Origin of the sequence: Mesorhizobium loti, assembly GCA_014189435.1 — a bacterium.
Taxonomy (GTDB): Bacteria; Pseudomonadota; Alphaproteobacteria; order Rhizobiales; family Rhizobiaceae; genus Mesorhizobium; species Mesorhizobium loti_G.
This window is the reverse complement of record CP050293.1, coordinates 1,994,386-2,011,989: the sequence shown is the minus strand read 5'-3', so window position 1 is coordinate 2,011,989 and position 17,604 is coordinate 1,994,386. Positions and strand designations below refer to the sequence as shown.

Sequence of the window (17,604 nt, the reverse complement as noted above, 5' to 3'; positions counted from 1 at the left end):
TCTGGCGGAATCGATTTCCGCTTGACCGGACAGGGAATCGGCTATCGTTTCCCAGCTGCAGCAGGGTGGAGTGACCGATGAGAGCCGTCGTCTTCGAGAAATTCGGCGAAGCGCCGACGATCCAGACCGTTCCCGATCCGAAGCCGGCCGCCGATGGCGTCGTCATCAAGGTCGAGGCGACCGGCCTGTGCCGCAGCGACTGGCATGGCTGGATGGGTCATGACGACGGCATCACGCTGCCGCATGTGCCGGGCCACGAACTGGCCGGCATCGTCGTCGCCGCCGGCAAGCAGGTCACCCGCTGGAAGGCCGGCGAGCGCGTCACCGTGCCGTTCGCGGTCGGCTGCGGCCGCTGCTTCGAGTGCACATCGGGCAATCACCAGGTCTGCGAGCACCAGACACAGCCTGGCTTCACGGGCTGGGGCTCGTTTGCCGAATATGTCGCCATCGAACACGCCGACACCAATCTCGTGCGCTTGCCCGACGAGATGGAATTCGCCACCGCCGCCAGCCTCGGCTGCCGCTTCGTCACCTCGTTTCGCGCCATTGTCGACCAGGGCCGGGTGACGCCGGGCGAATGGGTCGCGGTGCATGGCTGCGGCGGCGTCGGCCTGTCGGCGATCATGATCGCCAGCGCCATGGGCGCCAATGTCATCGCCATCGATCTCACCGACGAGAAGCTGGAGTTCGCCAAAAAAATCGGCGCCGTCGCCACCATCAATGCGTCCACGACGCCGAATGTGGTCAAGGCGGTCAAGCAGATCACCAATGGCGGCGCGCATATGTCGATGGACGCGCTCGGCCACCCCACCACCTCGTTCAATTCGATATCCAATCTGCGCAGGCGCGGCCGCCACGTGCAGGTCGGCCTGATGCTGGGCGAGCATGCCCGGCCGCAGGTGCCGATGGACAAGGTGATCGCCTTCGAGCTCGAGATTCTCGGCAGCCACGGCATGCAGGCCTATCGCTATCAGGCGATGATGGACATGATCCGCAACGGCAAGCTCAAGCCCGAACTGCTCGTCGGCAAGAAGATCAGCCTCGACGAGGCGCCGGCGGCCCTGATGGCGATGGGCGGCTTCGAGGGCATCGGCATCGGGGTGGTGACGAAGTTCTAGGCGAGGACGGCACCGTCGTCAGGCGATCGCGCGTCGTGGCAATTCTTACTTCGCGAATCGCTTGGCCCCTACGACGCAAAGCACCACGCCAAGCGTGACGACAACCATCAGCGGGCTGACCTGCTCGTGCAGCAGCGTCGCTGCCAGCGCCAGCCCGAAAAATGGCTGCAGCAGCTGCAACTGCCCGACCGCGGCGATGCCGCCTTGCGCCAGCCCGCGATACCAGAACACGAAGCCGATCAGCATGCTGAACAGCGAGACATAGGCAAGCCCGATCCACGCACTGACGCCGACGCCGTCGAACGACGGCGGCATGGTCATCAGCGTCAGCACCAGCATGATCGGCAGCGACAGCACCAGCGCCCAGCAGATCACCTGCCAGCCGCCGAGCTTGCGTGACAGCGCGGCGCCCTCGGCGTAGCCGAGACCGCAGGCGATGATGGCGGCCAGCATCAGACCATCGCCGACCGGCGAGGCCGTCACGCCCTGCGTCAGCGCAAAACCCGCGACCAGCGCGCTGCCGATGCACGAAAACAGCCAGAATGCGGGGCGCGGACGGTCGCCGCCGCGCAGCACGCCGAAGATCGCGGTGGCCAGCGGCAGCAGGCCGACGAAGATGATGGAATGGGCCGTGGTGACATGTTTCAGCGCCAGAGCGGTCAGCAAGGGAAAGCCAACCACCACGCCCAGCGCCACGATCACCAGCGACAGCAGGTCGCCGCGCTCAGGGCGTTTCTGCCGGAACAGGAGCAGCAGCGCCAGGCCAAGCAGCCCGGCAATCGCCGCCCGGGCCGACGTCAGGAATGTCGGATCGAAATCCTTCACCGCCACGCGCGTCGCCGGCAGCGAGCCGCTGAAGATCAAAACGCCGATGAATCCGTTCACCCAGCCGCTCGCGGTCTTGTCCATCTTATGCTCCGTTTGTCGGCTCTGTATCGATCGGGGCCCGTGGCATTGCCAGAGACAATGCGGTACACTTATGCAAAACTGTCATGGTCAACAGAGCAGTACGGATGGACAATCAGGCCTCTGAAAGCGAGAGCAGCGGAACGCTCGTCGAAGGCGTCATGGCGACGATCCGCCAGCGGATCGCGGCGCGCAGCCTGACGCCGGGAGCACGATTGCCCTCGATCCGCGCTTTCGCCAAATCCATGCAGGTGTCCAAATCCACCGTGGTCGAAGCCTATGAGCGGCTCGCCGCCGAAGGCGCGATCCGCTCGCGGCCGGGCTCAGGCTTCTATGCCGCCGGCTCGCTGGCGCCGCTGTCTCTGGCCGAAATCGGTCCCCGCCTCGACCGCGCCGTCGATCCGCTCTGGATCTCGCGCCAGTCCCTGGAAGCCGGCGATGACATGCTGAAACCCGGCTGCGGCTGGCTGCCGGCCTCGTGGATGCCTCAGACAGGGCTGCGCCGGGCGCTGCGCACGGTGGCGCGTGCCGACGATGTCGCGCTGGCCGACTACGGCACGCCGCTCGGGCTGCCGCCGCTGCGGCAATTGCTGGCACGGCGCATGGCTGGCTATGGCATCGAAGCCTCGCCTGAGCAGATCGTGCTGACGGAATCGGGCACGCAGGCCATCGACCTCCTGTGCCGGTTCCTCATCGAACCCGGCGATACGGTGCTGGTCGACGACCCCTGCTATTTCAATTTTCACGCTTTGCTGCGCGCCCACCGGGCCAAGGTCGTCAGCGTCCCCTACACGCCGTCGGGGCCGGATATCGACCTGTTCGCGCAAGCGCTGGCCGAGCACCGGCCGCGCCTCTACATTACCAACTCCGCCATCCACAACCCGACCGGCGCGGTCTTGTCGCCGGTCACCGCGCACCGGCTGCTGAAGCTCGCCGACCAATCGGAATTGACCATCGTCGAGGACGATATCTTCGCCGATTTCGAACATGCGCCGGCCCCCAGGCTGGCGGCGTTCGATGGTCTCAACCGGGTCGTCCACATCGGCAGCTTCTCCAAGACCCTGTCGGCGTCGGTTCGCTGCGGCTTCATCGCCGCACCCCGCGACTGGATCGAGCCCCTGACCGACCTCAAGATCGCCACGACCTTCGGCGGCGGACGGCTTGCCGCCGAACTGGTGCTGACCCTGCTGAAGGACGGCAGCTACCGCAAGCATATGGATTTGCTGCGCGCGAAGCTTGCGCGCGCCATGGGCGAGACCAGCGCCCGCCTGAAGGCGATCGGCATCACGCCCTGGATCGACCAGCCGGCCGGCCTGTTCCTGTGGTGCAGCCTGCCCGATGGCGTCGATGCGGCCGAAGTGGCGCGCCGCGCTTTGGCCGACAACATCGTGCTGGCGCCCGGCAATGCGTTCAGCCTGTCCGGAACAGCCAGCCGCTTCCTGCGCTTCAACGTTGCCCAATGCGCGGACGAGCGGATTTTCAGGGTGCTCGAGGCGGCGATGGCGCGTTGATTTCGCACTCTCGTCCGTTAGCGGTTCGCACAGACCTCCCGCACGCAATCACGCAACCAGCGTTGCGCCGGATCGGCGTCGAGGCGCGGGTGCCACAGCATGGAGATGGTGACCCCAGCGGTGGCGACCGGCAGGGGAAAACTGTGCATGCCGGCGCGTGCGCCCTCGGTGTGCCGCTCGGGCACGCTGGCGATCAGGTCTGATGTGCGGGCCATGGCAAGGGCTGCCGAGAAACCGGAAACCATGCACACGACCGTCCGCTGCAGCCCCAGCCCGTTCAAAGCCTCGTCGATCGGCCCTTTCTCGCGGCCACGCCGTGAAACGCTGATGTGCCGGCCTGCCGCATAGCGCTCTGGCGTCACCGCGCCCTCACTCAGGGGATGGCCCGTTCGCACGGCGCCGATGAAGCGATCGCGAAGCAATGCCTGGATGCGCACCTCCGGTCCGGTCTCGCCGGCGACGCCTATGTCCAGGTCGATCGCCGCGTCGCGCAACGACATGACGTCCTTGTCGGACTTCGGTGCAAAGCGCAGCCGCGCGCCGGGCGCATCGGCCTGAATACGGGCGACGAGACGAGGTGCGAATTCTTCGACGAAACTCTCATTGGTGCGCAGCGTGAAGACCCTGTCCAGGCTCCGGAGATCAAGCAGGGTGGCAGGACGCAGCAGCGCCTCCGCATCCTGAACGACGCGGCCAACCTGCTGTCGCAGTTCTTCCGCGCGCGGCGTCGCCACCAGACCGCGACCGGCGCGAACCAGCAGCGGGTCGCCCGTCGCCTCGCGCAGCCGCGCCAGTGTCCGGCTCATCGCCGAGGGACTGAGGCGCAGACGGCTGGCGGCGCGCGCCACGCTGCCTTCGGTCAGCAGGGCGTCGAGAGCGAACAGCAGATTGAGATCGGGCGATGTCATCGGCGGATCATGGCACGATATGGCGTCAAACGCACGAATAAGATGCAAATGCTGCGTCTTTCGCCACATCGTCCATGGGATTAGATCTCCAGCAGTTCCGGTTGTGGGACCGATGGAAGGAGATCGCCGTGGCAATCGCTGAGCAAAATCGAGACGGGCGCGCACCGGCGCTGCCACAGATGCAATCCGCCCGCTGGGCGCTGGCAAGCCTGTCGCTCGCCACGCTGCTGTCGTCGCTGGGAACCAGCATTGCCAGCGTCGGGTTGCCGTCGCTGATGCAGAATTTCGGCGCGTCGTTCCAGTCCGTGCAATGGGTGGTCCTGGCCTATCTGCTCGCCATCACCACGCTGATCGTCAGCGCCGGACGGCTGGCCGACATGTTCGGGCGCCGGCCCTTGCTGCTTGGCGGCATCGCGCTGTTCACATCGGCATCGGTGCTCTGCGGCCTGGCGCCGACACTGTGGCTGCTGATTGCCGCGCGGGCCGTGCAGGGACTTGGCGCGGCGCTGATGATGGCGTTGACGCTGGCTTTTGTCGCCGAAACGGTAAGCAAAGACAGAATCGGCAGCGCCATGGGCCTGCTCGGCGCCATGTCCGCGATCGGCACAACACTTGGCCCCTCGCTCGGCGGCCTTCTGATCGCCGGCTTCGGCTGGCGGGCGATCTTCCTCGTCAATGTCCCGCTGGGTGTGCTGACCTTCGCTCTCGCCTGGCGTGCCTTGCCGGCGCGCAATAAAACCGCGCAGGTCGACCGAGGCACGTTCGATGTCATGGGGACTGCGCTGCTGGCCCTGACATTGGCCGCCTATGCGCTGGCCATGACGCTCGGCAGAGGCAATTTCGGCGCACTAAACATCGGCCTGCTGGTCGCAGCCGGCATCGGCGTCTTTCTCTTCGCCGCCGCGCAGGTGAGGGTGAAAAACCCGTTGATCCAGCTTGCCAGCTTCCGCGATCTCCAACTGAGCGCCAGTCTCGCCATGAGCCTCGTTGTCGCGACGGTGATGATGGCAACCCTGGTGGTTGCCCCGTTCTACCTGTCGCGAGGACTTGGGCTCGATGCCGCAATGGTCGGTCTCGTGCTGTCGACCGGGCCGCTTGTCTCGACCCTGTCGGCGCTGATGGCCGGACGCCTGACCGACCGCTTCGGCGCCCACAGGATGATGGTCGCCGGCCTGCTCAGCCTCACGACAGGCACATTCCTGCTGTCGCTCGCCATGACCAAATTCGGCATTGCCGGCTATGTCGTTCCGATCACCGTCACCTGCATCGGCTACGCGCTGTTCCAGACGTCGAACAACGCAGCCGTCATGACCGGTATCGAAGCCAGCCAGCGCGGCCTCATATCCGGCCTGCTCAACCTTTCGCGCAATCTCGGCCTCATCACCGGCGCATCGTTGATGGGCGCCATATTCGCCGTCGCATCGGCCGAAGGGCACCAAGGCATCGGTCTTCTGAGTTCCGAGGCCGCTGCCCGGGGAATGCAGGTCACCTTTCAGACGGCAACGGTGCTGGCGCTGGTCGCGCTGTTCCTCGCGATGCTCTCGGCCCGCGCCGAGTTCAAGCGGCAGAGACTGGTGGACGTGTCAAAAACCTCTGACTTTGCGCAAACCGACGGCTCCTAGCGGATCGCTCTCAGGCTCCTGCCCGCTTGCGGCGTTCATAGAGCATGACCAGCGTTTCTGCCATCAGGGCAGGTTTTTCCTCGCCTTCGATCTCGACCGTGTTGGCCGCCTTCATCAGATACTGGCCGGGGCCCCTGTCCTCCATGGACAGCAGCGTGGTGCGCAGCCTGATGCGCGCGCCGACCCTGACCGGCGCCAGGAACCGCACCTTGTCGAAGCCATAATTGAAGGCCGCCTGCGTATTCTCGGGCACGATGCCCATTCCGAGCGCCAGCGCGCCGATGATCGACAGCGTCAGATAGCCATGCGCGATCGTCGTGCGGAACGGGCTTTGCCGCCGTGCCCTTTCAGGATCGACATGAATCCATTGATGGTCGCCGGTGCATTCGGCGAACTGGTCGATGCGGTTTTGGTCGACCGTCGTCCATTCCGACACACCGAGCTCTTGCCCGGCCATCGTCCTCAACTGGTCGAAGGTCGGCGGCGTTTTAGGCCGTATTTCAGTCATTCCTGCTTTCCCGATCGCTTGCAAAGCCTCCGGACCACGAACTGACGGCCTCTGTCAATTCGCCCTGCGTGAATCCGTTCCGTCGAATCCAACCGCAATCGCGCCGTGCCTCCCAGCGCAACGGCAGGCTAAATCGGGATTTGTCGGCTTTCAGAGCAGCCGGCGGCAACGAACCCGCCTCGGCCACATCCGCTACTTCTTCTCGTAGCCGGCGCGGATTTCCTCCATCGCCTCCTTGATGCGCTTGCGCAGGATGTCGGCCGATTCGGTACCGGATTTCTTGACCAGTTCAGCCACTTCGCCGGCATTCTTCAACGCCGCCTCGAAGGACTTTCTGGCAAACTCCGTCTGTTTGGCCATCAGTTCCTGCGGATTGCCCGGCGCCCTGTAGCTTTGTGCTACCTCGGTGACCTCGCGCAGCGTGTCCTGCAGCATTTCGCGCTGTCTGGACAACAGCGAGGACGCGCCGGCGGCACCGGCTCGTGCCGATTTCTCCAGCGCTTCGAGATTCTTGCGATGATGGGCGAGGATCGCTTCGACATCGACATTGGGCACCTTCAGGTCGCGGCCGAACCTGCCGAACATGTCCATGAAGGAATCGGATTCCGGTTGTTTTGCCATGCTCGTTTGCTCCCCTTTGCCGCAAATGCGGGCGCCCTCAGCAGGAGAATAGCACCCGCGTGCCGTGAGTCCATTCGGACGCGGCGGAATCAACACCAGCCTGGCCGCGCATCAATTCACGAGGAACAGCCGCTCGGCCACATAGAGCACGACACCCGCGAGCCCGCCGATGATCATGCCGTTGAAGCGGATGTATTGCAGGTCCTTGCCGATGTTCATCTCGATCAGCCTTGTCAGCTGCGCGAGGTCCCAGCGCTTGACCTGGTCGGCGATGAATGTCGACACGCCGCTCTTCTGGCTCTCCACGAACGACGCGAGCGCCACCACGAACCCTTGGTTCATGTCGGCCCTTATCTGCGCATCGCTGGCAAGATGCCGACCGACCTCGACGAACATGTTGGTGAGATGCGCGCGGATAACCGAATTCGGCGCCTTGGCGTCCTGCTCGATGAACTGGCTGAGGCTTGCCCACATGTCGACGGCCAATCCCTTGACTTCCGGCCGGGCCAGGAAATCGCGCTTCAGCTTCTCGGCGCGCTTGGCATATTGCTTCGATGTCCTCAGCTTTTCGATGAAGGCTTGAGCGAAATGGTCGAATTCGGCGCGCATCGGGTGGTCGGGATCGGCCCTCACCTCGTCGAGCAGCGAGCCGGCCGAAGCGACGATCTTCTTCAGGAGATAGGCGTCGGCTCTGAACAGGTTGAACAGCGACGGCAGTTCCTCGCGGATCTTCTCGCGCATCGTCGCCAGCGCCTGTTCGTCGTTGAGGAACCGGCCGATCACCTTGGTGAATTCGTCGAACAGTTTCTGGTGGCGGCGATCATCGGTCAGGGCGGAGAGCAGCTCGGCGGCCAGCGGCGCCAGCGGGACCTTCTCGATCTGTTCGAGCATGCGGCTGGTGACGAAACCGCGCAGGCCGGATTGTTCGACGGCGGCCAGCGTCTGCGGCACCAGCCGCACGACGAAGCGCGACAGGCCGGCGGCGCGTTCGGTATCGGCCAGCCAGTCGGCGACCAGGGCCGAGAAATCGACCTCAGCAAGCTTTTCACGCACCGGCTCAGGGGCGAGGAAGTTGACCTCGATGAAGCGGCCGAGATTGTCGGCGATGCGGTTCTGGTTCTCGGGGATGATGGCGGTGTGCGGGATCGGCAGTCCCAGCGGCCGTCGAAACAGCGCCACCACCGCGTACCAGTCGGCGAGCCCACCGATGGTCGCCGCCTCGGCAAAGGCAGCGACGAAGCCGAGCCACGGATGGATGTGCTCGAAGGATTTGGCGAGCGCAAACACCGCCACGCAAAGCGCCAGTGCGGCCGCCGCGACGAATTTTGTCCGCCGCAACGCGGAAAGCTTGGTATCCGCGTCGGCATCGAAACGGACAGGCGCCAGGGACGAAGCCGATTGTGACATGGATGAGCCGCTCCTCGTCGATCTCAGCCTATTTAGTGTTTCGACGCCCGAAATACCCGTGACAGCCGGTTTCGCCCGGAATCTCGCCCGGCTGCGCACACAAAGTTGAGGAGAAAATTCATCTATTGGTCGAAGCCAGTCTGGAATTGTTCCAAGGTATAGGCCATATTCGGATAAGGCCAATGCGGCGAATCCGGAATTTCGGGTCAAAGCCGCATCAGCAAATTTCCAGATCTGGCGTGGTTGCACCGCACCAGTGCCTTGTGAGGACAAAATGCGGCTTACGCGCCAGACCAACTATGCCATGCGCATCTTGATGTATTGCGCGGCCAATGACGACCGGTTGAGCCGCATCCCCGAGATCGCGGCCGCCTATTCGGTGTCGGAGCTTTTCCTGTTCAAGATCCTGCAGCCGCTGGTCGAGCACGGCCTGGTCCAAACCGTGCGTGGCAGGAATGGCGGCGTCAAGCTTGGCCGGGCGGCTGAAGCCATCAGCCTGTTCGATGTCGTGCGCGTGACGGAAGAAAGCTTCGCCATGGCCGAATGCTTCGAGAACGATGCCGCCGAATGCCCGCTGGTCGACAGCTGCGCGCTGAATTCGGCGCTACGCGAGGCGCTGAATGCGTTCTTTGCCGTGCTCGCCCGCTACACGATCGCCGATCTGGTGGCGGCGCGGCCGAATGTGCGCAACCTGCTCGGCATCGACATGCTGATGGAGCGCCGCGCCCCGGCTGCCTGAGCATCTTTCTCCCCGTGCTACGGGGAGAAATGCCCGGCAGGGCAATGAGGGCGGCGCCGACGTCCACAATTGGCGCGCAATGCCGGAAGCGCAGGTATCAGCCGTTCGCAGGCCGGCCTCACCTGAACATCAACCGACCGACGATTGCGGCAGAACGAAGGGCATGTTCCCGGCCGGCAGCACGCCGACCCTGAGCCGGCAGTCGAACACTTTTTCGATCAGATCATCGCTCAGCACGTCCTGCGGCGACCCCGTGGCGGCCAGCCGGCCGCGATGCATGACGAAGATCCGGTCGGCATACATGGCCGTGAGATTGAGGTCATGCAGGATGGCAACCACGCCGCCGCCTCTTCTGGCGAAGTCGCGGGCAATGTTCATGATGATCAGCTGGTGCTTGATGTCGAGGCTGGAAACCGGCTCATCGAGGAAGAGATAGCGCGGTTTGCCGTCGAGCACCGGTGCCCAGACCTGGCACAGCACGCGCGCAAGCTGGACGCGTTGTTGCTCGCCGCCCGAAAGCTCCTGGTAGAAACGACCGGCAAAGCCGTCGAGATCGACGCGCGCCAGCGCCCGTTCCGGCAGCCGCGCATCCTCGCCCGGCAAGACGCCCGAGCGTCCGCCGACAAGGCCAAGCTTGACCACTTCTCGCACCGTGAACGGAAACGACAGCGTCGTCGCCTGCGGCAGCACCGCGCGCTGGACGGCGGTCTCGACCGGCTTCATCGCGCGGAGGTCGCGGCCGTTGAGCGCGACGCGCCCGGTGTAGGCGAGTTCGCCGGAAAGCGCCTTGAGGAAGGTCGTCTTGCCCGAACCATTGGGGCCGACGATGGCGGCGATCTCGCCGGGCCGCGCGTGGAAATCGACACCGGTGACGATAGGCTTGCCGGCAATCGCAACCGAAACGTCTCTTGCCTCGATCATCCAGGCCTCACAGGTCGACTACGCCGCGCTTGCGCAGCAGTATCCAAAGGAAGAACGGCGCGCCTGCTATCGCGGTGACGATGCCGATCGGCAGTTCGGCCGGCGCCACGATGGTGCGCGCCACAGCATCGGCCAGAAGCAGCAGCGAGGCACCGAGCAGCGCCGAAGCCGGCAGTAGATAGCGATTGTCGGGGCCAACAGCCAAGCGCAACAAATGCGGCACCACGATGCCGACGAAGCCGATGCCGCCGCTGACGGCAACGGATGCGCCGACCGCCGCCGAGACACCGATGATGGCCGTGTATTTCAGCCGCTGCACCGGAATGCCGAGATGGCCGGCGGTCGCCTCGCCCAGCGCCAGCGCGTTGAGGCCGCGTGCCAGGAACGGCATTGCCGCCAGCGCCAGCACGATGATCGGCCCGACGGAAGCAATCTTCGCCCAGGTCGCGCCGCCGAGCGATCCGAGCTGCCAGAAGGTCAGGTCGCGCAACTGGCGATCGTCGGCCATGAAGATGAGGATGCCGGTCAACGCCATGGCGAGCGCCGCCAGTGCGATGCCGGCGAGCAGCATGGTGGCAACCGAGGTTTGCCCCCGCCGCGTCGCGACCTGGTAAAGCACCAGCGTGGTAGCCAGCCCGCCGCAGAAGGCCGCCAGCGGCAGTGCGAGCGTGCCGAGCAAGGCTGTCACCGGAGCCAACATCGTGGCGCCGAGCACGATGACGGCAACCGCGCCGAGGCTCGAGCCGGCCGAAACGCCGATCAGGCCGGGGTCGGCCAGCGGATTGCGGAACAGCCCCTGCATGACCGCGCCGGAGACTGCGAGCGCCGCTCCGACCAGCATGCCGAGGATGATACGCGGCAGGCGGATGTCGTAGACGATCAGGCTGTCGCGGGCACTCAATGCGGCGTTATCAGGCACTGTGCCGAACAGCCAGTCGCCGATGACGTTGACGGCCGATGCGTCCGACGCCCCCGATGTCAGCGACAGGAAAACGGCAGCCGCGAGCCCCAGGCACAGCAGAAGAATGACGATACGGGCGCGGCCCGACCGGTCGCCTTCGGATGCGCTCGCCGTCACCGGACCGGCGATCGATTGATCGACCATGATCTGCCTGCTCAGTCCGTGACCTGCCCGCCATAAAGCGAGACAGCGAGGTCGTGGATGGCATCGGCCGTGCGAGGCCCGAAGCCGAGCAGATAGGCGCCGTCGATGCGGATCAGCTTGCGCGCGGTTCCGGCCGGCGTCGAGGCAACAGACGGATTGCCGAACAGTTCGGCGTCCGATACCGGAGGCCCGGCATTGCTCATCATCAGGATCACGTCCGGCCTGGCGGTGATAACAGCCTCGTCGGACATTTGCTTGTAGCCGGAAAAGCCCTCGACCGCGTTGACGCCGCCAGCCAGCTTGACCATGCCGTCGGCGGCGGTATCGCTGCCGGCCGCCAGGATCTTGCCGCCCTGTATCGACAGCACGAACAGGATGCGCTTGCGCTCCTTGATCGACGCCGTCTGCTTCTCGGCTGCCGTGAGCTTGGCATCGAGCTCCCTGGCCAGAACCTCGGCCTTGGCGTCGACGCCGAGCGCCTTGCCGACGATGCGGACCTTCTCGAGGATGCCTTCGTGGCTATAGTGCTCGGGCACTTCGATGAACGGGACGCTCGTCTTCTTCAAGACATCGACGGCTTCCTTGGGACCGCTGCCATGCAGCGCCAGGATGCCGGTCGGGTTGACCGACAGCACGCCTTCCGGCGACAGCGCACGCATGTAGCCGACATCAGGCAGCTCAAGCGCCGCTTTTGGATACCGGCTGGTGGAATCGCGCGCCACCAGATGCTTCTCCTCGCCGAGCGCATAGACGATCTCGGTGATCGAGCCGCCAATGGCGGCAATCTTCGAGCGATCGGCAAACACGGCCGTGCCTTCGGCGGCGCCAGCAGGTTGCAGCGCCACAAAAGCCAGGGAAAGACCGATCGCCGGCCCCATTGCCGATCTTAGAACGGGCGCCAAGCTGAGGACCGGCGCCAGTCTTGAAAAGGAAACCATTTCTAAAATCCTCAGGCTGCGGTCGGGCTTGGGATGCGCGGCAGGTTTTCCGCCAGGAACCGCCAGTCGTCACGCTCGCTTTCGCCCTCATGACGCTTGCCGAAGAACTGGATGATCATCTTGCCGTCGGCGTCATAGACCTCGAGCGAGGTGACATGACCGTTCTTGGTCGGCTTGCGCACGGCCCAGACCTCGTGGATGTGGTCGGTTCTCAGGTGCAAGTGGAAGGTCTCGTCCAGCACGTTGATCCATGGCCCCATCGGCTTGATGGATTTGATCGGACCGGAATGGATCTGGATGCAGCCGCGGTTGCCGACAAAGCACATGATCGGCATCTCGCCGTCCACGGCATGATGGAACATGGCCCGGACCGCATCATTGTCGAGCAGCCAGGCATAGTCCTGGCCGACCATGCGCACCGCCTGGCGGCGGCTGAGCTTCAGCGTCTTCAGCATGCCGAAGAACTGGTGCACGTCGGTCAGCCGGCTCCAGCGGTCGCGCAGATCGTCGAGATTGGCGGTCGCTTCGTCGCCATGGATCTCGTCATCGGGGAGCGGCCCTGAAATGTCGGCCGTCGGCTCCTGATTGGGCGATTCGAGCGCGGCGACCAGCTTCTGATAGGCATAGAGGCTGGAGGCCGGCCGCAGATGCACCTTGTGCACGGCCTCGCCTGCCGCGTCGAAGAACTGCAGGCTGCGGCGGATCTCGTCGCCATCGCGCTTTTCCACGGCAAAGCCGTGTGCCCAGACTTTCGGGAAGATACGCAGGTCGATGTTTTCGCCAAGCACCATGGCATTGTGGTTGCCGGTGACGACCTTGTCATAGACGCCGATCTTTTCGTGCACCGCGCTTTCGTTGCGGGTCAGCGCCATGACCTCGCCGACCGCTTCGAGGCCAGTCAGCAGGTCATTGACGCGCGGTTCGATGCGGACGACGCCGTCGCCGCAATGCGCTGCGACCAGCTCGGCCTCCGAAATGCCGAGCTGGGCGGCGAGATCACGCTCGCGCGTCTTCGGATTGTCTGTCCGTGCCCGCCGGACTTCATGCGGGGCGGGTTTTACGCGCTGGTCCATGTCTTGGTCCCTGTTGCCTTGCCTTATTTGTTGAGAATGAGCTTGCCCTGGCGGGTGATCTTCAGCCGGTAAAGCGCGCCATGATGCTCGATGCCGATCTCGTGCTCGCCCTGGAACAAGGTGTTGCTGGACAGGGTTCGCACCGCCAGCGGAACCCGGTCGAAACGGGCGGAGGCATCGTCGGAACGGCGGACGCGATAGCGAAAATCGTTGGGATTGTGGGTGTTCATCTGGATCGATCCCTTTCCTGTGCCGGGCGTCTGGCTAGGCGTTGCGTAGTCCGATTCATTTCTTGACTTGAATAATCATGTTTATTAGTCAGTGCAATACATGAGTCAACATTTAAGACGCCGGACACGATCAAAAATGCCAGCCAGCCCCGGGCCAGCCAGCATGAAACCTGGACTTTGGAGTTGGGCATGGGGTTTGTGACTTGGGAATGGCGCGGCCGGTCGGCGGCGAACGGCGCGGCGGCTTTGCTGGCAAGCGTGGCGGCGATCGCCTTGTCGGCGCAGCTGGCCAACGCTCAGCAGGCGGCGCAGCCGGCGGACCAGCAGACAGATCAAACGAAGAAGGCCGACGAAGAAAAGGCGGCACAAGCGGGCGCAACGCTGCTCGACAAGATCCTCGTCATCAGCCGCACCGGCGAGACGGCGATCGAATCGCTGGCGTCAGCCAGCCATGTCGGCCAGGAACAGCTCGACCGCCGCATGGCGACGACGCCGAACGAGATGTTGCTCGGCGTGCCCGGTGTCGCGGCGCAGGCGGACGCCAGGCGCGTCAGCACCAGCATCAACATCCGCGGCTTGCAGGATTTCGGTCGCGTCGCGGTCATCGTCGACGGCGCCCGGCAGAATTTCCAGCGTTCCGACCACGGCACCCAGTCGACCTTCCACATCGACCCCGAACTCGTCAAATCCGTCGATGTGATCCGTGGTCCGGTGGCCAACACCTATGGCTCGGGCGCCATCGGCGGCGTTGTCTTCTTCGACACCAAGGATGCGCAGGATTTCCTCAAGCCTGACGAGACGTGGGCCGGCTCGGTCACGGGACGCTATGAGAGCAACGGCAAGGGCTGGACATCAAGCGCATCCGGCGCCTATCGCTTCAACGAGAACTGGGACGCGCTCGGCAACATCGTCTACCGCAACTATGACGACTACAAGGATGGCGGCGGCGACACGGTCAAAGGCACCGGCTTCGACGTGCTCAGCGGCCTGCTCAAGACCACCATCCGGCCAACCGACAACAGCGAACTGAAGCTCGGCTGGGTCGGTTCAAGCGACGGCTGGAACGAGATCAGCGGCGGTGCGCCGGTCAATGACGTCGACCTGAAGTCGAACACCTTCACGGCGCGCTACAACATTACCGATGAGGACAAGAGCTGGCTCGATCTCCATATCAACACCTCCTACAACAAGACCAATCTCGATCTGACCAGCCTCGTGCCTCTCAACCGGTTTGACCCGACCACCGGCCTTCCCATCGTGCTGCCGGCTGGCTCGACGTCGACATTCGACATCGGCACGACAAGCATCGACATCTGGAACACGTCCCGGTTCGAGACTGCCGGCATCGCGCACGAACTGACTTATGGCGGCGATTGGGCCGGCGACAATGTCAAGACCGGCGGCACCGCCGGCGGCGACAGTTTCTACACGCCGTCGGGCAAGCGCAACGTCTCTGGCGCCTATGTCCAGGACAAGCTCACCTGGGAGTGGCTCGAAGTCATCGCCGGGCTGCGTTACGACAATTACAGCCTCAAGGATGACACACACGAAACGTCGGGTGACCGGTTGTCGCCGCGCATCACCGTCGGCGTCTCGCCTTTCGAAAGCGCCAGCCTTGCCGGCCTGCAATTCTACGGCACCTATGCGGAAGGATACAGGTCGCCCTCCCTGTCGGAAACGTTGATCAGCGGTCGCCATCCGGCTGGAGTCACCTTCCCGTTCCTGCCCAATCCCAATCTGCGGCCGGAAACCGGAAAGACCGTCGAATTCGGCGTCAACTACAAGCAGAACGACATCCTCGAAGCCGGCGATGCGCTGCGCATCAAGGCAGCCTATTTCAACAACGATGTCGAAGACTACATCGATGGCGTTACCCTGTCGCGGTTTGACCCGACAGCCGGCTGCCCGAGCGGACCCGGTATCCCGATATGCTTCCAGTACCAGAACTTTGCCAAGGCCAAGATCAACGGCTTCGAATTGGAGGGCGTCTATGATGCCGGATGGGGCTATGCCGGGCTCTCGGCTTCAATCACCAATGGTCACACCATTTCCTACAAGGGCGTTCGGGCTGACCTGCTGACCATCCCATCGTCCCAGGTCACCGCCCAGCTCGGACTGCGCTTCCTTGAGGACAAGCTGACTGTCGGCGGCGAAGTGCAATATAACGGCAAGCCCAGGGGCAATCCGATCGCCGAGGACTACACGCTGGTCAATGCCTTCGCCAGCTACCAGGCCACGGACAATCTGAAGATCGATTTCCGCGCCGATAATCTGTTCGATGTGAAATATGCCAACCCGCTCAATATCAGCACGTCAGGCCCAACCCCGGTCTTCGCGGCTTATGAGCCGGGCATAACGCTGAAGCTGGCGGCAACGATGCGGTTTGGAGGCTGATGACCATGACGAGCTTGACGACATCCCTTCGTCTGCTGACCTCGACGCTGGCGATGTCGCTTGCGATGGTTCCTGCGTGGGCGCAACAGTCCGCGCCGGTCCCCGCGCTCATCCTCGAACTCAACGCCGTGCAACCTTCCGACAAGGGCTGCCGCCTGACGTTCGTGGTCAACAACAATCTCGGCGCCGACCTCTCCAAGGCGACGTTCGAGATCGCTTTGTTCAACGAGGCCGGCGTCGTCGACCGGCTGACCGTGCTCGATTTCAAGGAATTGCCGGCCGGCAAGACCAAGGTGACGCGTTTCGATCTGGCCGGCACCGAATGCTCGAAGGTCAGCCGCGTGTTGATCAACAGCGCGACCGAATGCACTGGCACCGGCGTCGAACCGAATGCCTGCATGCGCGAGCTGAAGACGGACACCAGGACCGGTATCGCTTTCGGAGTCTGAGGTGGGACTGCATCCCGCATCCCTGCAAAATACCGTGGCGTGGCCGATGGCCGGCCACGGCCGACTGCCGCTGCCTGCGAGCGATCTTGATTTGACAATTCTGCTCTTGTCGCTGCAGGTCTCGCCGCGAGACATGCAGGATATCAGTCCCCTCCCCGAAGCCAGCGCCGAGCTGGCGATAACGCCAACCGAGCCGCTTGCGCCGCCGCGGCCATCGGCCTGGAACCGCAAATGGACGGCGGCGGTTGTCATCTCCTGCGCTCTCCACGCCGCAGTGGCAGCGGCCTTTCTGATCTCGCCTTCAGGGACATCCAGTTTCCAGGACGCAATGCAGTCGGAAGGCAGTGATCAGTCGGGCGCCAAGGTGGTCGGCAGCGCGCTGGACAAGGATCCGGCGGCAATAAATGTTGCGCTGGTGCCGAACCCTCAACCGGCCAAACCACAGCCGGCAACGCCACCCAAGCCGTCGCCGCCAACGGAGCCTTCTCAACCCGCGAAGGACGCAGCAAAGCCGCCGCTCAAGCCTTTGCCGGAACCTGTCAAACAGCAGACGGTGACGCCGGACATACTGGTGGCCGGCGCCCCACGCCCCGATGACCAGAGCGTGGCTCCCAAGACCGAAACGCCGGCACAGCCGACCGTCCAGACCGAGAGCACCGAAGTGCCTGTCGCCGTTCCGGAACAGCCGCCGATCCCCAGCGCCAGGCCAACTCCGGCAGCTGCCCCTTCAAAGACGGCGGATGAGAAGCGCGGCACGGCGGATGGTCAGGACCGGTTGGCGCAGGCCGCCAGCAAGGGCAACAAGCAGAAAGAGGCAGGCAGCGCCGCGGAAGACAGCTACCGCAGCGACGTCATCCGAAAGCTCAGCCGTGTCAATCGCGGCGTCCCGCCTTCGGTGCAGTTGACCGCCCGCAACAATGCCGTTGTGACGTTCGTCATTGGGAGCCGTGGCGGCATCGACGAGCTACGCATCCTGCAAAGCTCCGGATCGCCGAACTTCGATCAGGTCGTGCTCGGCATCGTACGCAAAGCTGCTCCCTTTCCGCCCATTCCGCCAAAGGTCGGCGACAGACTCGTCTTCACCGGCGCAATCGGTCCGTTTTGAGAGCCGCTGTCGCGCTGTTCAAACCATCTAGCAATCATCATAGTTCGCC

At 64.0% G+C, this 17,604-nt stretch carries 17 protein-coding genes; 7 read left to right on the top strand and 10 right to left on the bottom strand.

The window, feature by feature from the left end; genetic code table 11:
- The first annotated feature begins 77 nt into the window (after window positions 1-77).
- The gene (locus HB777_09700) at window positions 78-1,118 is read left to right on the top strand and encodes a zinc-dependent alcohol dehydrogenase family protein (GenBank protein ID QND64156.1); all 1,041 of its coding nucleotides are present in this window, start codon (window positions 78-80) and stop codon (window positions 1,116-1,118) included.
- 45 nt (window positions 1,119-1,163) lie between these two features.
- On the opposite strand, the gene HB777_09695 is transcribed toward HB777_09700, so the two are convergent.
- A complete protein-coding gene (locus HB777_09695; protein QND64155.1) occupies window positions 1,164-2,027 on the bottom strand; it encodes a DMT family transporter in 864 nt (287 codons plus the stop codon).
- Between the two features lie 104 nt (window positions 2,028-2,131).
- Between HB777_09695 and HB777_09690 the strand changes: the two genes are divergently transcribed.
- A complete protein-coding gene (locus HB777_09690; GenBank protein ID QND68722.1) occupies window positions 2,132-3,535 on the top strand; it encodes a PLP-dependent aminotransferase family protein in 1,404 nt (467 codons plus the stop codon).
- A 17-nt stretch (window positions 3,536-3,552) separates the two neighbouring features.
- Here HB777_09690 and HB777_09685 read toward each other — a convergent pair whose 3' ends face one another.
- Window positions 3,553-4,443, bottom strand: coding sequence for a LysR family transcriptional regulator (locus HB777_09685; GenBank protein ID QND64154.1), 891 nt, complete (start codon window positions 4,441-4,443; stop codon window positions 3,553-3,555).
- Between the two features lie 128 nt (window positions 4,444-4,571).
- Here HB777_09685 and HB777_09680 point away from each other — a divergent pair, with 128 nt between their 5' ends.
- Window positions 4,572-6,065, top strand: coding sequence for an MFS transporter (locus tag HB777_09680; protein ID QND64153.1), 1,494 nt, complete (start codon window positions 4,572-4,574; stop codon window positions 6,063-6,065).
- A 10-nt stretch (window positions 6,066-6,075) separates the two neighbouring features.
- Here HB777_09680 and HB777_09675 read toward each other — a convergent pair whose 3' ends face one another.
- The 3 genes from HB777_09675 to HB777_09665 form a co-directional block, all read right to left on the bottom strand.
- On the bottom strand, window positions 6,076-6,573 hold the full coding sequence (locus tag HB777_09675) for a MaoC family dehydratase (GenBank protein ID QND64152.1): 498 nt from the start codon (window positions 6,571-6,573) through the stop codon (window positions 6,076-6,078).
- A gap of 192 nt (window positions 6,574-6,765) precedes the next feature.
- A complete protein-coding gene (locus tag HB777_09670; protein ID QND64151.1) occupies window positions 6,766-7,194 on the bottom strand; it encodes a phasin family protein in 429 nt (142 codons plus the stop codon).
- A 111-nt stretch (window positions 7,195-7,305) separates the two neighbouring features.
- Complete coding sequence (locus HB777_09665) at window positions 7,306-8,601, bottom strand: DUF445 domain-containing protein (protein QND64150.1); 1,296 nt, start codon at window positions 8,599-8,601, stop codon at window positions 7,306-7,308.
- 274 nt (window positions 8,602-8,875) lie between these two features.
- Between HB777_09665 and rirA the strand changes: the two genes are divergently transcribed.
- Window positions 8,876-9,340, top strand: a complete 465-nt coding sequence (gene rirA / locus HB777_09660; GenBank protein QND64149.1) for an iron-responsive transcriptional regulator RirA — start codon at window positions 8,876-8,878, stop codon at window positions 9,338-9,340.
- Between the two features lie 129 nt (window positions 9,341-9,469).
- Here the strand turns inward: rirA and HB777_09655 are convergent, their stop codons facing one another.
- The 5 genes from HB777_09655 to hemP are packed head-to-tail and all read right to left on the bottom strand — an operon-like array spanning window position 9,470 to window position 13,607.
- Entirely contained in the window at window positions 9,470-10,261 is a 792-nt protein-coding gene (locus tag HB777_09655) for a heme ABC transporter ATP-binding protein (GenBank protein ID QND64148.1), read from the bottom strand.
- Window positions 10,262-10,268: 7 nt separating this feature from the next.
- Window positions 10,269-11,366 carry an iron ABC transporter permease gene (locus HB777_09650; GenBank protein QND64147.1) on the bottom strand — a complete coding sequence of 366 codons (1,098 nt, stop codon included), beginning with the start codon at window positions 11,364-11,366 and terminating at the stop codon, window positions 10,269-10,271.
- Window positions 11,367-11,377: 11 nt separating this feature from the next.
- Window positions 11,378-12,304 (bottom strand): hemin ABC transporter substrate-binding protein, encoded by a 927-nt coding sequence (locus HB777_09645; protein QND64146.1) that lies wholly within the window; start codon window positions 12,302-12,304, stop codon window positions 11,378-11,380.
- 11 nt (window positions 12,305-12,315) lie between these two features.
- Window positions 12,316-13,377, bottom strand: coding sequence for a hemin-degrading factor (locus HB777_09640; GenBank protein ID QND64145.1), 1,062 nt, complete (start codon window positions 13,375-13,377; stop codon window positions 12,316-12,318).
- A 23-nt stretch (window positions 13,378-13,400) separates the two neighbouring features.
- Window positions 13,401-13,607 carry a hemin uptake protein HemP gene (hemP, locus tag HB777_09635; GenBank protein QND64144.1) on the bottom strand — a complete coding sequence of 69 codons (207 nt, stop codon included), beginning with the start codon at window positions 13,605-13,607 and terminating at the stop codon, window positions 13,401-13,403.
- Between the two features lie 189 nt (window positions 13,608-13,796).
- Between hemP and HB777_09630 the strand changes: the two genes are divergently transcribed.
- The 3 genes from HB777_09630 to HB777_09620 all read left to right on the top strand — a co-directional run bounded on the left by HB777_09630 (window position 13,797) and on the right by HB777_09620 (window position 17,555).
- Window positions 13,797-16,001 carry a TonB-dependent hemoglobin/transferrin/lactoferrin family receptor gene (locus tag HB777_09630; protein ID QND64143.1) on the top strand — a complete coding sequence of 735 codons (2,205 nt, stop codon included), beginning with the start codon at window positions 13,797-13,799 and terminating at the stop codon, window positions 15,999-16,001.
- Between the two features lie 5 nt (window positions 16,002-16,006).
- The gene (locus HB777_09625) at window positions 16,007-16,450 is read left to right on the top strand and encodes a hypothetical protein (GenBank protein QND64142.1); all 444 of its coding nucleotides are present in this window, start codon (window positions 16,007-16,009) and stop codon (window positions 16,448-16,450) included.
- A 133-nt stretch (window positions 16,451-16,583) separates the two neighbouring features.
- On the top strand, window positions 16,584-17,555 hold the full coding sequence (locus HB777_09620) for an energy transducer TonB (GenBank protein QND68721.1): 972 nt from the start codon (window positions 16,584-16,586) through the stop codon (window positions 17,553-17,555).
- Window positions 17,556-17,604: the final 49 nt, after the last annotated feature.

Bases quoted from the DNA above. Each gene is read 5' to 3' on its own strand.
- HB777_09700 (QND64156.1), top strand. From the start codon at position 78: ATGAGAGCCGTCGTCTTCGAGAAATTCGGCGAAGCGCCGACGATCCAG.
- HB777_09695 (QND64155.1), bottom strand. From the start codon at position 2,027: ATGGACAAGACCGCGAGCGGCTGGGTGAACGGATTCATCGGCGTTTTG.
- HB777_09690 (QND68722.1), top strand. From the start codon at position 2,132: ATGGACAATCAGGCCTCTGAAAGCGAGAGCAGCGGAACGCTCGTCGAA.
- HB777_09685 (QND64154.1), bottom strand. From the start codon at position 4,443: ATGACATCGCCCGATCTCAATCTGCTGTTCGCTCTCGACGCCCTGCTG.
- HB777_09675 (QND64152.1), bottom strand. From the start codon at position 6,573: ATGACTGAAATACGGCCTAAAACGCCGCCGACCTTCGACCAGTTGAGG.
- HB777_09670 (QND64151.1), bottom strand. From the start codon at position 7,194: ATGGCAAAACAACCGGAATCCGATTCCTTCATGGACATGTTCGGCAGG.
- HB777_09665 (QND64150.1), bottom strand. From the start codon at position 8,601: ATGTCACAATCGGCTTCGTCCCTGGCGCCTGTCCGTTTCGATGCCGAC.
- rirA (QND64149.1), top strand. From the start codon at position 8,876: ATGCGGCTTACGCGCCAGACCAACTATGCCATGCGCATCTTGATGTAT.
- HB777_09655 (QND64148.1), bottom strand. From the start codon at position 10,261: ATGATCGAGGCAAGAGACGTTTCGGTTGCGATTGCCGGCAAGCCTATC.
- HB777_09650 (QND64147.1), bottom strand. From the start codon at position 11,366: ATGGTCGATCAATCGATCGCCGGTCCGGTGACGGCGAGCGCATCCGAA.
- HB777_09645 (QND64146.1), bottom strand. From the start codon at position 12,304: ATGGTTTCCTTTTCAAGACTGGCGCCGGTCCTCAGCTTGGCGCCCGTT.
- HB777_09640 (QND64145.1), bottom strand. From the start codon at position 13,377: ATGGACCAGCGCGTAAAACCCGCCCCGCATGAAGTCCGGCGGGCACGG.
- hemP (QND64144.1), bottom strand. From the start codon at position 13,607: ATGAACACCCACAATCCCAACGATTTTCGCTATCGCGTCCGCCGTTCC.
- HB777_09630 (QND64143.1), top strand. From the start codon at position 13,797: ATGGGGTTTGTGACTTGGGAATGGCGCGGCCGGTCGGCGGCGAACGGC.
- HB777_09625 (QND64142.1), top strand. From the start codon at position 16,007: ATGACGAGCTTGACGACATCCCTTCGTCTGCTGACCTCGACGCTGGCG.
- HB777_09620 (QND68721.1), top strand. From the start codon at position 16,584: ATGCAGGATATCAGTCCCCTCCCCGAAGCCAGCGCCGAGCTGGCGATA.